Below are 15097 nucleotides of genomic sequence, written 5' to 3'. Positions count from 1 at the left end.
ACTGCGTGTGGCGCGTGAACCACTCACCACCCTACGGCGTAGTTACGTTAGTGTAGTTGCGTCCTGCGGGGGAGTTCCATGCTGGAGACGGTGCCGAGGACATCGCGGCCGATACGCGCCGTCCTTGCGGTCTTGATCGTTTGTCTCCTCGCTGTCGGTGGATACGCGGGCTGGAATTGGCTGCATTCTCGCGGAAGCAAAGCGGCCGATCCTGATGCGGCTCAACGCGCCGTGCCTGTTCCCGTGCAGGCGGCCACGGTCGCGACGGCGGATGTTCCGGTCTATCTGACCGGGCTCGGTTCCGTGCAGGCATACAATACCGTCACGGTTCGCAGCCGTGTGGATGGTGAGATTCAAAAGATCGCTTTCGACGAAGGGCAGATGGTCAAGCAAGGCGATCTGCTGCTTCAGCTCGATCCGCGGCCTTTCCAGGCGGCCCTCGACCAGGCCGTCGCCAAGAAGGCGCAGGATGAGGCCCAGCTGGTCAGCGCCAAGGCGGACCTGTCACGCACGAGCGAGCTTCTGGCGCGGGATTACGCCACGCACCAGCTATTCGACTCGCAAAAGGCGAACGTGGATGGATTGATCGCGCAAATTCGCGCCGATCAGGGCGCTATCGACAACGCGAGGACGCAGCTCGATTACACGACCATCCGCTCGCCGCTTGCCGGGCGCACCGGGTTCCGGCAGGTCGACCAAGGCAACATCATTCACGCGGCGGACACGAACGGCGTGGTCGAGATCACCCAGATCGAACCGATTTCCGTGGTGTTCACGGTCCCTGAAGGACAGCTCCCCGCGATCGTAAAATCGCAGAAGAGCGGGCCGCTCAAGGTCCGGGCATTGTCGCCGAACGGTAAGGAGACCCTCGGCGAGGGTGTTCTGACCCTGTTGAACAACCAGGTCGATACCTCGACCGGCACGATCCGTCTCAAAGCGAAATTCGAGAACAAGGATCATACCCTTTGGCCGGGCCAGTCCGTCGATGCGCGGCTTCTGGTGGCGACCTTGAATGGGGTCGTCGCCGTGCCGAGCACGGCGGTTCAACGCGGGCCGCGCGGGCTCTACGTCTACGTCGTCAAGCCGGACAAGACCGTCGAGATGCGAAGCGTCGCGGTCGGGCCCATCACGGAGGATAAAGCCGTCATTGAGAGCGGCCTTGCCGTGGGGGACGCGGTCGTTACCGCCGGGCACTACCGGCTGCAGCCGGGTGCGGCTGTCGAGATCACCAACAACCCGGACATTCCGAAACGCGTGAGTGCGCAGGAGCCCTCATGATGGGTGGTCTTTCGGCTCCATTCATTCGCTATCCGGTTGCAACCACGCTTCTGATGGTCGCCGTCCTTTTCGTGGGCCTGGTGGCCTACCCGTTCCTGCCGGTTGCGCCGCTGCCTCAGGTGGACTTCCCGACGATCCAGATCTCGGCTTCGCTTCCCGGCGCAAGCCCGGAGACCATGGCCTCCTCGGTCGCGCAACCGCTGGAACGGCAATTCGGGCAGATCCCCGGCGTGACGCAGATGGCCTCAACGAGCGCTCTCGGCGCCACGACGGTCACGATCCAGTTCGACCTCGACCGCGACATCGACGCGGCTGCCCAGGATGTGCAGGCCGCCATCAACGCCGCGAGCGGTCGATTACCGAAAAACCTGCCCAATCCGCCAACCTATCGAAAGGTCAATCCGGCAGATGTGCCGATCCTGATCATCTCGGTCACGTCCGAGAGCCTGCCTTTGACGGAGGTGGACGACAATGCCGACACCAAGTTGGCACAACAGGTCAGCCAGATCTCCGGCGTCGCCCAGGTAACCATCGGCGGCGAGCAGAAGCCCTCGATCCGGGTGCAGCTCGATCCTGCGAAACTCGTCAACAAGAACCTGTCCCTGGAGGACGTGCGCGCCCAACTCGCGATCTCGACGGTCGACAGCCCGAAAGGAACCATCGACGGCACCACGCGCAGCTTCACGGTCTATGCCAACGACCAGTTGCTTCGCGCCGAGGAGTGGGACGACGTCATCGTCGCCTACCAGAATGGCGCGCCGGTCCGCGTGCGCGACATCGGCCACGCCGTCGCCGGGCCTGAGAACACCAAGCTCGCGGCGTGGAGCGGCGACAAGCGCGGCGTCTTTCTCGTCATCTACAAGCAGCCGGGCGCCAACGTCATCGATACGGTGGAGCGGATCAAGGCTCAGCTGCCCCGGCTGCGGGCCGCGATGCCGCCGGCGATCAAGATCAGTATTTTGAGCGACCGGACCCAGACCATCCGCGCCTCAGTGTCGGACGTGCAGTTCACGCTGATCCTGACCATCGTGCTCGTCGTGCTGGTGATCTTTCTCTTTCTGCGCAAATTGTGGGCGACGGTCATTCCAAGCATCACCGTTCCGCTGGCGCTGCTCGGCACGTTCGGGCTGATGTACCTGGCGGGATACAGCCTCGATAACCTGTCGTTGATGGCACTCACGATCTCCGTCGGCTTCGTCGTGGACGACGCCATCGTCATGCTCGAAAACATCGTTCGCCATGTGGAGAACGGCGAGAAGCCGATGGAGGCCGCCTATAAGGGCTCCGGCGAGATCGGATTTACGATCCTGTCGATCAGCATTTCGCTGATCGCCGTGTTCATTCCGCTTTTGCTCATGGGCGGGATCGTGGGGCGATTGTTCCGCGAGTTTTCGATGGTTGTCGCAATGGCAATCGCGGTTTCGGCCTTCGTCTCCCTGACGCTGACGCCCATGATGGCCTCGCGGCTCCTCAAGGAAGAGAAGAACGCGCGGCATGGACGGTTCTATCGTTTGATGGAGAGCTTCTTCACTGGTTTGGAGAGGGCTTACGAGCACGGCCTCGACACGGCGCTTCGGCATCGGTTCATCACCTTGCTCGTCTTCTTCGCGACGCTCGCCGCGACCGCCTATCTGTTTGTGGTGATCCCGAAGGGCTTCTTCCCGCAGCAGGATACGGGATTCATCCAGGGCACCTCCGAGGCGGCGCAGGATATTTCATTCAAGGACATGATGCGGCGGCAGGAGAAAATCGGCGAGATCCTCGCGCGCGATCCGGCTGTCGACACCTACGCCATGGCGATCGGGCCAGGCCCCAGCGCCGGTACTCTCAATAACGGGCGCGTCTACATCACGCTGAAGCCCCAGTCCGAGCGCGACGTCTCGGCAACCGAGTTCATCGCGCGGCTCAGGCCGCAGCTCGATAAGGTCGAAGGCATGCGCCTCTTTCTTCAGTCGGCGCAGGACATCAATATCGGGGCGCGCCAGGCTCGCACGCAGTTCCAATACACCCTGCAGGACGCCAATCTCGACCAGCTGAACGAATGGGCGCCCAAGGTCCTGGAAAAGCTCAAGACCCTGCCGGAACTGCGCGATGTCGCGACCGACCAGCAGATCAACGGCACGACCCTCACTTTGACCATCGACCGGGACCAGGCCTCGCGGTTCGGGTTCACGCCGCAGCTGATCGACGACACCCTCTACGATGCATTCGGCCAACGCCAGATCACGCAGTATTTCACCCAGCTCAACAGCTACAACGTAATCATGGAAATCCTGCCGGACTTGCAGGGCGAGACGGACAGCCTCAACAGCATCTACTTGAAATCCCCGATCTCAGGTCAGCAGGTGCCGCTATCCACCTTCGCGAAATGGACGACCCGCAAGATCGCGCCGCTCTCGGTCAACCATCAGGGCCAATTCCCGGCGGTGACGATCAGCTTCAATCTCGCGCCGGACACCGCGCTCGGCCAGGCGACCGCAGCGATTGAAAAGGCGCAACGCGAGATTGGCGCGCCCGCCGCGCTTGTCGGTAATTTCCAAGGCAACGCACAGGCCTTCCAGGCGTCGCTATCCACCGTGCCGCTTCTCATCCTGGCGGCGCTCGTTGTAGTCTATCTGATCCTCGGCATCTTGTACGAGAGCTACGTTCATCCCATCACGATCCTCTCGACGCTTCCGTCCGCCGGATTGGGCGCGCTGGCGACGCTGATGCTGTTCGGGATCGAGTTCAGCCTGATCGCCTTCATCGGCATCATTCTCTTGATCGGCATCGTGAAGAAGAACGGCATCATGATGGTGGATTTCGCCATCAGCGCCGAGCGCGGCGAGGGGCTGTCGAGCCACGACGCTATCCGCAAAGCGGCGATCCTGCGGTTCCGGCCGATCATGATGACGACGATGGCGGCGCTTCTGGGCGGCGTGCCGCTGATGCTTGGCCACGGGACCGGCTCGGAATTTCGTCAGCCGCTAGGCTACGCCATGGTCGGCGGGCTTCTCGTCAGCCAGGCGCTCACGCTTTTTACGACCCCGGTTGTCTATATCTATCTCGACCGCCTGTCCCTGGCGGTGAGGAACTGGCGGCGCGGCAAAGAACCGGAGGCCGAGGAGGAAGTCATGTCGGAGGCGGCGGAGTGACGAGGTGCGTGCAACCGCCGTCATTCCGGGGCGAACGTAGTGAGAGCCCGGAACCCATAGCCGCCAACCGTTCAGAACAGAGCGCGGCTTTAGTCGTTGTGGCTTGTCCTGACACGTTAACGGGTATGGGTTCCGGGCTCCGCTGCGCGGCCCCGGAATGACGAGGTGGATGCTTCCACATCCACTGCTTCATTGACTCCTCCAGTGTTTTCCCTTAGGCACCCCCTGTCGGCGCGGTCCCCTGGGGCCGCGTTGGCTATTTACGCACCCGTGGCCCGGCCTTCCGGTCGGCCTGTCGTCCCCTAGGGGAAGAGGAGGGCGCGTTCCTCAAATCGTTCGCTTATCAAGAGGAACAGCGATGTCGAAGCGCATTCAGGCCAAGCACAAGCTTGACCGCCGTATGGGTCAGAATATCTGGGGTCGCCCGAAGAGCCCCGTCAATCGCCGTGAATACGGCCCCGGTCAGCACGGACAGCGCCGCAAGGGCAAGATGTCCGACTTCGGCACGCAGCTGCGCGCCAAGCAGAAGCTGAAGGGCTACTACGCCAACATCACCGAGAAGCAGTTCCGCCGCTACTACGCGGAAGCGATCCGCCAGAAGGGCGACTCGGGCGAGAACCTGATCGGCCTGCTCGAGCGCCGTCTCGACGCGGTCGTGTACCGCGCCAAGTTCGTCGCGACCCCGTTCGCCGCTCGCCAGTTCGTCAATCACGGTCACGTGAAGGTCAACGGCCGCCGCGTGAACATCCCGAGCTACCTCGTGAAGCCGGGTGACGTGATCGAGGTCAAGGACAAGTCGAAGCAGCTTGAGGTCGTCCTTGTGGCGACGCAGCTCGCCGAGCGCGACGTTCCGGACTACATCGAAGTCGATCATTCCAAGATGACGGCCAAGGTGACCCGCATCCCGACCCTCTCCGAGGTGCCGTATGCGGTCCAGATGGAACCGAACCTCGTGATCGAGTTCTACTCGCGCTAAGCCGCGACGAAAGTTCAATACGAAAAGGCCGCCTCAAGGGCGGCCTTTTTTATTGTCCAGAGGATGCTCCGAAGACGATGCTTCGGAGCGATCTGCTTACTGCTTGGGAGCCGGGGCCTGCTGACCCTGCGGGCCGCCCCGATGCATCATCTCCGCGCCGCGATGACGCCACTCCGCCATTCGGCCCTCGCGTCCTTCCCGCATCAGAACCGGCAGAAGCTTTTTCTGGCGGTCATCGAGGGAGGCCCACAACGGCTTCATTGCGGTGGAGAGGGCGTTCAGGTTCTCGGCGTTCTTGCTCGAGAAGGCCGCGCCGCGCTCAAGGCGCTGCATCATGTCCGGACGCTCGGTGCGGGAGGCGCGCTCACGCAAAGCTTCCCGACGCTCGGCGCGGGTGGTCGCCATGGCGCGTATGGCCTTCTCCACCGGAGGCCAGAGCTTCTGCTGGTCCGGGGTCAGCTTCAGTCCCGCCTGAATCGAGGCAACGCGAGCGTCGGTCAGGGAATCAAAATCCGCGCGGGTCATCTGGCCGCGTGGAGCGGGGCTCCCTGCCGACGGAGGAGCCGGTTGCGCATAAGCAATGGTCGCCGCCAGAGCGAGGGCGGACGCAGTTGAAAAAATGGCAAAAGTCTTCATGCGGTTTTCCTCCGTGAGTGGATAGGACAAGATTGCTCCTACTCTGCTCTCCCCCAGGTGACCGCCGCATGAATTTTTCGTCATGTTGAGTTCACCCGAGGTGCTTGAGAAACCCTGCGAAGCGCATCAGACCCTCGGGCCAGGGCCCATGACCGCTATCCGTATTGATGTGGCCCGCGTCGCCCGCATCCACAATGGCCGAACCCCATGCGTAGGCGATATCTTCCGCCTTCTCGTAGTCACAATGCGGATCGGTGCGGCTCGCAACGAGCACGGACGGGAAAGGCAGGGGATCGCGCGGAATCGGCGCGAAGGCGCGGTCGATTTCAGGCACGAAGCCCGGCCGCTCCACGTCCGGCAATCCGGCGAGAAACGCCCCCTGAACCTTGCCCTTTGCGAGAAGCGGGGCCGCATGCGCGATGGCGACCACGCCGAGGCTGTGGCCTACGAGGACGACGGGCCTCTTCGCGCGCTTCACATCTTGCACGATGCGCTTGACCCAGTCCTCTTTGACGGGAGCGTCCCAGTCTTGCTGCTCGATCCGGCGCGCGGTCGAGAGCTGGCGCTCCCAACGGCTCTGCCAGTGATCGACGCCTGAATTCTCGTAGCCTGGGACGATGAGGATGTCGCAATCGGAAGTTTTCATGATCCCGAGGTAACCGCCCAAGGCTGCCGGTTCAAGCGCTCCGGCGCAATTCCAGCTCTTCCGCGCGCTTGAGGACGGTCTCCCGCTCGGCGATGTAATCGCGCGTCAGGGGCACCGCGTCGTTGCGCTTTGCCAGCTGGATCTGGAAAACCACCGCATCCTGGAAACGGAAGGCGGTCTCGGACATGGCGAGATAGCACTCCCACATCCGGCAGAAGCGTTCGTCGTAAAGGCGCAAGACCTCCTCGCGATGGGCCATGAAGCGCTCGCGCCAAGCCTGGAGAGTGAGCGCATAGTGAAGGCGCAGGACCTCGATATCGGTCACGATGAGGCCGGCGCGTTCGATGGACGGCAGCATCTCCGAGAGGATCGGCAGGTGCCCGCCGGGGAAGATGTAGCGGGCGATCCAGGGATTGGTCGGATAAGGTGTCCCCGAGCGGCCGATGGTGTGGAGCAGCATGACCCCATCATTCTTGAGAAGCTGTCCGCAGGTCTGGAAATAGGCGTCATAGGACGGCAGGCCCACATGCTCGAACATTCCGACCGACACGATGCGGTCGAAAGTGCCCTTTGTCGCGCGGTAGTCTTCAAGCTCGAACCGGACACGGTCTCGAAGCCCAGCATTCGCCGCGCGCTTGCGGGAAACCTCGAGCTGTTCCTCGGACAGGGTCACGCCCTTGATGGAGCCTGCTCCGGCCACGCGGGCGAGATAGAGCCCAAGGCCACCCCAGCCCGAGCCGATATCGAGCACGTTGTGGCCAGGATCAACCATCAGTTTGGCCGTGATGTGCCGCTTCTTGGCGAGCTGCGCCTGTTCGAGCGTTGCGTCCGGATGGTCGAAATAGGCGCAGGAATATTGCCGGTCGCTGTCGAGGAACAGGGCGTAGAGGCGGCCATCAAGATCGTAGTGATGGGCGACGTTGCGCTTCGAGGCGTGAGGGTCATTCTCGCCGCGGCGTTGCATCCACGCGCGGATCGCCCGCAGGCGATGGAAGGGAAGCTCATCGAGCTCGCCATGAGTGTCCTGCAGGACAAGCTGGAGCAGGTCGTAAATCGTTCCCTGCTCAATCACGAGCCGCCCATCCATGAACAACTCGCCGAGCTTCAATTCCGGATGGAGGCAGAGGGCGAGCTGGGCTGTGGTATCCGTGAACCGGATCGATACGAGCGGGGCCTTCCCGTCACCGAAGGTCAGACGCTGACCTCCGGCGGTAGTCAAACTCAGGGTTCCCCGCTTGACCGCGCGCGTAAAAGCGGCGGCGAGAAGCTTCTCCGACAGCATGGCAATCCTCAGGCCGTTGATCTCCTGCCCGAAGATTGTTGCGCATTGTGCGAAATTTTCCAGTGCTGCCTTTGGCTAGGGAGTTCCGCCTCCCGGTCATGGCCGAGCCCTTCCGCGCAGTCGAATTTACTGCGCGGATCGCGCCGTCATTCCGGGGCCGCGAAGCGGAGCCCGGAACCCATAAACGCTGGCATCGCCGGAGAAGGCGCTACGGGATGTGCCGTGTTCGGCTCTGAGCCGTCATTGGTTATGGGTTCCGGGCTCGCGCCGATGGCGCGCCCGGAATGACAGGGTTATCTCAAGCCGCGCCGAAGACGCGCTTGAAGATCGTGTCCACGTGCTTGAAGTGATAGCCGAGGTCGAAGCAGGCTTCGATTTCGGAGGGTGGCAAGTACCTCGTCACATCCGCATCATCCTTCAGGAGCGTGAGGAAGTCGCCTTGGCCGCGCCAGACCGGCATGGCGTTGCGCTGGACCAGACGATAGGCATCCTCGCGGGACGCGCCTTTCTGGGTCAGGGCCAGGAGAACGCGCTGCGAATGCACGAGGCCGCCGAGGCGATCCAGGTTCTTCTGCATGTTCTCAGGGTAGACCAGAAGCTTGTCGATGACGTTGGTGAGGCGTGCCAGTGCGAAGTCGAGCGTCACGGTCGCGTCGGGGCCGATCATGCGCTCGACCGACGAGTGGGAAATGTCGCGCTCGTGCCAGAGCGCCACGTTCTCCATGGCGGGCAGGGCGTAGGCGCGAACCATGCGTGCAAGTCCGGTCAGGTTTTCCGTCAGCACAGGGTTGCGCTTGTGCGGCATGGCCGAGGAGCCCTTCTGGCCTTCGGAGAAATACTCTTCGGCTTCCAGCACCTCGCTGCGCTGCAGATGGCGGATCTCGATGGCGAGACGCTCGATGGACGAGGCGATGACGCCCAATGTCGCGAAGAACATGGCATGGCGGTCGCGCGGGATAACTTGCGTCGAGACGGGCTCGACGGAGAGCCCCATCTTCTCGGCCACGTATTCTTCCACGCTCGGATCGATATTGGCGAAGGTGCCGACGGCACCCGAAATGGCGCAGGTCCCGACTTCGCGCCGGGCTTCGATGAGGCGTAGCTTGCAGCGCTCGAATTCCGCATAGGCCTGGGCCATCTTGAGGCCGAAGGTCACCGGCTCCGCGTGGATGCCGTGCGAGCGGCCGATGGTCGGCGTCATTTTGTGCTCGAAGGCGCGGCGCTTGATGGCGGCGAGCAGGGCGTCGATGTCGCGCAAGAGCAGGTCGGACGCGCGCACGAGTTGCACGCTGAGGCAGGTATCGAGCACATCCGAGGAGGTCATGCCCTGGTGCACGAACCGGGCTTCCGGACCGACGATCTCGGAGAGATGGGTCAGGAAGGCGATGACGTCGTGCTTGACCTCGCGCTCGATGGCGTCGATGCGATCGACGTCGAAGTTGGCCTTGGAGCCTTTCTCCCAGACCAGTTCGGCCGCTTCCTTCGGCACGACGCCGAGAGTCGCAAGCGCCGTGGTGGCATGAGCCTCGATCTCGAACCAGATGCGGAACTTGGTTTCGGGCGACCAGATGGCCACCATCTCGGGACGGCTGTAACGAGGGACCACTAGAATTCTCCTAAGCGCGGGGCGCAACGATCACAACGACTGTCGAAAACGTTGGATTTTTCGTGCGCGAACCGGGTTGGTCTGAACGGTCGGGAAGACGGTCCGGGGACGATTTCGCAATGGCTATTTGATGACCGTCCCTTACGCAAGCGGCGTTCATCACAACGACCATGGTGAGCCCTCGGCGAAATCAACCTAACTCCTTGAACCAAGTGTGTTTTTCTTCTGATCATGCAAAACACCGCTTGCCGTTGGTTCAGACGTGCGAAGCGATGGGTCGGTCACAAGGAGGCGCGCTGATAGGCCCTCTCGACGAGGGGGGTGGGCGATACATGTGTCCACTACTGATTGCGGCATGGCGGCCAAGGCAAGGCCTGCGGGAAAATGTCCGCACATTCAAGAAGGCAGGGGGGTGGCAATTTGGATGTTTAGCGGGCACTGGAAGAGGTGCTGAGTCTGCGGGCGATCGGCCCGAAAATCCATATTTATGAAAGATGGACTAAATTCATATGTCTGAGATCCAAGTTACTGGTTACATTCGGGTCCCCAAAGGTACCATGGTGTACCCGACCGGTGATGGGATACCGTCAACGTCCGCGCGCGATCAGGTCGTGAAGGTCAAGACCATCTTCGATGTGGATGTGAAGAGCGACAACTTCTATCTGCTTCTTCCCGACGACATGCGCCTGCGATACTTCGAGGCCAGCGGCAGCAATCAAAACATTGCTTCTGATATTTTGGAGTTCACCGACCGGCTGACCAAGGGCGACTACAGGGCAGTCGAGTGGTCGACCAAGTGGGCCTTGATCGCCGACGTCCAGGCTGCCGAGGCCCCGGCGAGCGCCAAAAAGGGGACGAAGGCGCCAAAGGTGACAGAACCTCTCACGATGCAACAGCAGATGGTGTCAGGATCGGTGTGGCGCTTCACCCAGGACACCGAGCTTCGCTACAAAGTCCGAAATCCGGCCTACGCCATCGTGCGTGATGATATCGAGAATAGCCTGCGGCAATTGCCCTCTCACGCCCGGACGCTGACCGTCGAGGCCAAGCTGAACGAACTCGGCATCACCGACTATATCGATGAGCCTTGGGGACACGTGAAGGCCGGCGAGACTTTCACGGTGCGCGGCAAGCTGACCGCCGGCTACGCGGGCGGGCAAGATGTGCCGACGCTCTTCCGGGGTGAGCGGTATACGTTGCCCTTCAGCAGCCTCGAACCCTTCGTCGAGTTCGTCTCCGCTTCGTAGAACCAAAACCCGTATATCTGAAAGCCCAGGCATCTTAGCGGCAGATTGCCTGGGTTTTGCATGCGGTCGGCCTTCGACATCGCACCTTCGCGCGGGGAATAGGCCCGCGCGCCACTAAACCGGCGGCCTCAACGCGCCTTGGCCGCCGCCTCGCGGATGGCCGCGATATTGCCGGCGTAGGCCGCGGGCCCGCCCTTGAAGGTCGCCGAGCCCGCGACGAGAACGTTGGCCCCTGCCTCGGCCACGAGGGGCGCGGTCTCTACGGTCACGCCGCCATCGACCTCGATATCGATGTCGCGGTCGCCGACCATGGCCTTGATCCGCCGGATCTTCTCGCAAACCGAGCCGATGAAGGCCTGGCCGCCGAAGCCAGGATTGACGGTCATCAGAAGCACCAGATCGACCAGGTCGAGCACTGGCTCGATGACGGTCTCGTGGGTGCCGGGATTCAGCACCACGCCCGCCTTCTTGCCGAGCGAACGAATGGTCTGGAGCGAGCGGTGAAAGTGCGGGGTCGCTTCCGCGTGAATGCTGATCACGTCCGCACCCGCTTTGGCGAACGCCTCCAGGTAGGGATCGACCGGCGCGATCATCAGGTGAACGTCGAACACCTTCGCCGAATGCGGGCGAATGGCCTTCACGATGTCCGGGCCCATGGTGATGTTGGGCACGAAATGCCCGTCCATCACGTCAATATGGATCCAGTCGCCGCCAGCGGCGTCGACGGCACGGACCTCCTCGCCGAGCTTGGCGAAATCGGCGGAGAGGATGGATGGGGCGATGAGCAGGGGGCGTGTCATGGCCGCGCGGTAGCACGAGCTTACCTTCACGGCAACGGGACTTATGCCTCGGTCGCGTCATCGAGACATGTGGGGAGAGGGCTATTTGCCACAGGAAAGACATGGACGGATTTGAACGATCGGGAGTAAATAACCGCACGCAAAAGGGGCAATAGGCCCCTTGGCTCTCAATCAATGAGAGGCCTTTGAAGGAATGGGGCGGAGTTTCCATGCGTAAGGATGTTGTTGTTCTGGGCGCTGGCATCGTCGGCGTGTCGATTGCCATTCACCTGCAAAAGCGAGGCCGTTCCGTGCTTCTGGTGGACCGGCGCGGACCGGGGGGCGAGACCTCCTTCGGCAATGCGGGCCTGATCCAGCGCGAGGGCGTCTATCCTTACGGCTTCCCGCACGATTTCGGCGCGTTGCTGCGCTACGCCCTCAACAACACCATCGACGCGCATTACCATCTGGCGGCACTGCCGAAGCTTGCGCCCTTCCTATTCCAGTACTGGATGCATTCGCGCCCCGCGCAGCACAAAGCGATCGCGCGGCTCTATGCGCCGCTGATCGAGAACAGCGTGACGGAGCACAAGGCGCTGGCCGAGGACGCTGGCTCGACCCAACTCCTCCGACCGACGGGCTGGATGAAGGTTTTTCGCAGCGAGAAGGCGAGAGACGAGCAATTTCGCGATGCCGAACAGGTCAAGCGCGACTTCGGCGTCAATTTCGACGCGCTCGACGCAAAGAGCGTGGCGGATCGCGAGCCGCACCTGAAAGCGGAGCTGACGGGCGGCATCCACTGGACGGATCCCACCGCGATCTTCGATCCCTTCGCGTTGACCACCTCCTACGTGGAGCTGTTCCAACGCCTCGGCGGCGAGCTTGCCGAAGGGGATGCCCGGAGCCTCGAGGAGACGGCTTCCGGCTGGCGCATCCGGACCGAGAAGGGTCCGGTGGAAGCGGGCGAGGTCGTTGTTGCGCTCGGTCCCTGGGCCGATCTGGTCACGCGGCGGCTCGGCTACCGGTTCCCGCTGGCGGTCAAGCGCGGCTACCACATGCACTACAAGCCTGAGGGCAACGCGGTGCTCAACCGCCCGACCCTCGATTTCGAGCGCGGCTATTTCCTTGCCCCGATGGCGAATGGCATCCGTCTCACCACGGGCGCCGAATTCGCCGATCGCGATGCGCCGAAATCGCCAGTTCAGCTCAAGCGCGCCGAGCCGATCGCCAAGCAGTTCTTTCCGCTCGGCGAGCGGGTGGATCAGGAGCCGTGGATGGGCATGCGGCCCTGCACGCCAGACATGATGCCTGTGATCGGCAAGGCGGCTCGCCACAAGAACCTCTGGTTCAGCTTCGGCCACGCCCACCACGGCATGACGCTCGGCCCCATCACCGGCCGTCTGATGGCCGAGATGATCACCGGCGAGAAGCCCGTCATCGATCCGAAGCCCTATCGGCCGGATCGGTTCTGAGGGTTTGGAAAACGAGGCGATTTCCCTCCCTCTTGCGGGGAGGGATCAAGGTGGGGCGTAAAGTCGGAGCGTTCGTTCTCTTCGAATAGCTCTACCCGAATACAGTCCCCATCGCTGTCTCGCTCGCCCGTCGGATCGCGCCGCCCTGGCCCTCCCCGCAAGCGGGAGGGGGGAGCGTGGCGCTACTCGCGCCCGAACTTGTCTCGCCACGCGGGCAGCGTGCCCGGATAAGGCAATGCCGTCGCCTCGTAGACGCCGCGCGCGATGGCGCGGGTCAGGCAGTCGGCGGCGATGGCGGTGAGTTCCGTGAACTCGGCCGCTTCGTCCCGAAGAGGCTTACGACTCGTGGCAGCGGCAAAGATCGTGTCGCCGTCGAACAGGGCGTGCGAGAAGCGTAAGCCCCGAGCGAGACCGGCGTGGGAGGCAATGGCGAGGCGCTTGGCCAGGCTCTTCGTCAAGACCGCATCGGTCGCGATGAGTGCGATAGTGGTCGCCGGCTGAGGGCCGCCCTTCCAGATCAGCTTGCGCTCAGCAGGCGAGATCCTGGCCGGCAGGCCAAGGCCGCCGAACTCATCATCCTCTTCAAATCCCCCCGCCCAGAAATGCGGCCCGTTGCCGATGACGGCGGAGGCGATGCTGTTCACGATCACCAGCGCGCCGACCGTATGGCCGGACGAGGTGACCGCACTAGCCGAGCCGAGGCCGCCCTTGAGGTTCGCCGTCGTCGCGCCATAGCCGCCGCCGACGGTGCCGAGGGTGAAATCCAGCCCGGCGTTCTGGACGGCGTCGTAGCCCAGTTCCCGGTAGGGTGGGTAGCGTCCCCATCCCTTGTCGCCACCGTTGAGCAGGTCGAAGATGACGGCCTGCGGCACGAGGGGAACGACCGCATCTCGGACAGCGAAGCCGATACCTTTCTCCCGCAAAGCGGCCTGCACGCCGCTTGCCGCGTCGAGGCCGAAAGCGGAGCCGCCGGAGAGGACGACCGCATTGATGCCGGGAGCAAGCTTGTCGGGTTCGAGGAGGTCGGTCTCGCGGGTGCCGGGCGCGCCGCCCATGACGAAGCACGAGGTAACGGCAGGCTCGTCGAAAAGGGCGACGGTGACCCCTGAACCGAGGGTGGCATCATCGGCGTTGCCGATCCGCAGGCCTGCGACATCAGTGATGAGATTGCGAGCGTTGGTCATTACGTAAGGCAAGCCTAAAACGCGTCGGTTCACAAGCTGGCGACCTCGGCTTTCACAGGCTTTCTTGTGCCATCACGACGGGATAGAAGGCCCCATGCTCAATGTATCCATCCCAGCCGCGGCGCTCGGCGGCCTCATCAGCTTCCTGAGCCCGTGCGTTCTGCCACTGGTGCCCCCTTATCTTTCCTTCCTGGCCGGCACGACGTTCGACCGGCTCAATGCAGGCGATGGCGCCGTGCGTCGCCGCGCCATCCTGGCCGCGCTCCTGTTCGTGGCCGGGTTCTCGACGGTTTTCGTAGCTCTCGGCGCGACCGCCTCGGCTTTGGGGCAGGTGATCCGGCAATATCTCGACGTGTTGAGCACCATTGCGGGTCTCGCCATCATCGTCATGGGTCTGCATTTCCTCGGCGTGTTCCGGATCGGCTTCCTCTACCGGGAAGCCCGCTTCAACGTGGACCGGCCGGTCGGGCTCTGGGGCGCTTACGTGATGGGCCTCGCCTTCGCCTTTGGCTGGACGCCGTGCATCGGTCCCGTTCTGGCGGCAATCCTCGCGGTTGCCGGGTCGGAGACGAGCGTCGCGCGTGGCGCCCTGCTGCTGGCGGCCTATTCTCTAGGGCTCGGCATCCCGTTCTTGCTCGCGGCCTTCGCCATGAAGCCCTTCGTCGCGCTTTTGAAGCGTGTGCGCTCGCGCTTCGGCGTCATCGAGAAAGCGATGGGGGTTCTTCTCATCCTGACCGGCATCGCCTTCCTCACCGGTTGGATCACCAACATGTCCTTCTGGCTGCTGGAGGCGTTTCCGGCTCTCGGGCGATTGGGATAAGACGAAGCAGGAAACGGGTCGTATGGAACCAAGGACC

Annotated in this window: 12 protein-coding genes; 6 read left to right on the top strand and 6 right to left on the bottom strand. The window is 62.8% G+C overall.

The features are described from left to right. Positions 1–78: 78 nt before the first annotated feature. The 3 genes from I2H38_RS08580 to rpsD all read left to right on the top strand — a co-directional run bounded on the left by I2H38_RS08580 (position 79) and on the right by rpsD (position 5388). On the top strand, positions 79–1278 hold the full coding sequence (locus I2H38_RS08580) for an efflux RND transporter periplasmic adaptor subunit (RefSeq protein WP_196271440.1): 1200 nt from the start codon (positions 79–81) through the stop codon (positions 1276–1278). Next, positions 1275–4412 (top strand): multidrug efflux RND transporter permease subunit, encoded by a 3138-nt coding sequence (locus tag I2H38_RS08575; RefSeq protein WP_196271439.1) that lies wholly within the window; start codon positions 1275–1277, stop codon positions 4410–4412. The genes I2H38_RS08580 and I2H38_RS08575 overlap by 4 nt, the downstream gene beginning before the upstream one ends. Before the next feature lie 358 nt (positions 4413–4770). After that, the gene (gene rpsD / locus I2H38_RS08570) at positions 4771–5388 is read left to right on the top strand and encodes a 30S ribosomal protein S4 (RefSeq protein WP_196271438.1); all 618 of its coding nucleotides are present in this window, start codon (positions 4771–4773) and stop codon (positions 5386–5388) included. 96 nt (positions 5389–5484) lie between these two features. Here the strand turns inward: rpsD and I2H38_RS08565 are convergent, their stop codons facing one another. From I2H38_RS08565 to purB, 4 genes are all read right to left on the bottom strand, one after another. Beyond that, positions 5485–6024 (bottom strand): Spy/CpxP family protein refolding chaperone, encoded by a 540-nt coding sequence (locus tag I2H38_RS08565; RefSeq protein ID WP_196271437.1) that lies wholly within the window; start codon positions 6022–6024, stop codon positions 5485–5487. A 91-nt stretch (positions 6025–6115) separates the two neighbouring features. Next, a complete protein-coding gene (locus tag I2H38_RS08560) occupies positions 6116–6670 on the bottom strand; it encodes an RBBP9/YdeN family alpha/beta hydrolase (protein ID WP_196271436.1) in 555 nt (184 codons plus the stop codon). Positions 6671–6701: 31 nt separating this feature from the next. Further along, positions 6702–7952: an SAM-dependent methyltransferase gene (locus I2H38_RS08555; protein WP_196271435.1), complete on the bottom strand. Its 1251-nt coding sequence runs from the start codon at positions 7950–7952 to the stop codon at positions 6702–6704. Positions 7953–8250: 298 nt separating this feature from the next. Continuing rightward, positions 8251–9558 carry an adenylosuccinate lyase gene (gene purB / locus I2H38_RS08550; protein WP_196271434.1) on the bottom strand — a complete coding sequence of 436 codons (1308 nt, stop codon included), beginning with the start codon at positions 9556–9558 and terminating at the stop codon, positions 8251–8253. Between the two features lie 509 nt (positions 9559–10067). On the opposite strand from purB, the gene I2H38_RS08545 reads away from it, so the two are divergent. Further along, positions 10068–10805 (top strand): hypothetical protein, encoded by a 738-nt coding sequence (locus tag I2H38_RS08545; RefSeq protein ID WP_196271433.1) that lies wholly within the window; start codon positions 10068–10070, stop codon positions 10803–10805. A gap of 128 nt (positions 10806–10933) precedes the next feature. Here the strand turns inward: I2H38_RS08545 and rpe are convergent, their stop codons facing one another. After that, entirely contained in the window at positions 10934–11605 is a 672-nt protein-coding gene (gene rpe, locus I2H38_RS08540; RefSeq protein WP_196271432.1) for a ribulose-phosphate 3-epimerase, read from the bottom strand. A 209-nt stretch (positions 11606–11814) separates the two neighbouring features. Here rpe and I2H38_RS08535 point away from each other — a divergent pair, with 209 nt between their 5' ends. Next, positions 11815–13056: an NAD(P)/FAD-dependent oxidoreductase gene (locus I2H38_RS08535; protein WP_196271431.1), complete on the top strand. Its 1242-nt coding sequence runs from the start codon at positions 11815–11817 to the stop codon at positions 13054–13056. Positions 13057–13238: 182 nt separating this feature from the next. Here the strand turns inward: I2H38_RS08535 and I2H38_RS08530 are convergent, their stop codons facing one another. Then, positions 13239–14240 (bottom strand): P1 family peptidase, encoded by a 1002-nt coding sequence (locus I2H38_RS08530; protein WP_196271430.1) that lies wholly within the window; start codon positions 14238–14240, stop codon positions 13239–13241. 94 nt (positions 14241–14334) lie between these two features. On the opposite strand from I2H38_RS08530, the gene I2H38_RS08525 reads away from it, so the two are divergent. Beyond that, positions 14335–15060, top strand: a complete 726-nt coding sequence (locus I2H38_RS08525; RefSeq protein ID WP_196271429.1) for a cytochrome c biogenesis CcdA family protein — start codon at positions 14335–14337, stop codon at positions 15058–15060. Positions 15061–15097: the final 37 nt, after the last annotated feature.

Source organism: Microvirga alba (genome assembly GCF_015694465.1).
Taxonomy (GTDB): Bacteria; Pseudomonadota; Alphaproteobacteria; order Rhizobiales; family Beijerinckiaceae; genus Microvirga; species Microvirga alba.
This window is presented reverse-complemented; position numbering and strand designations above follow the sequence as displayed.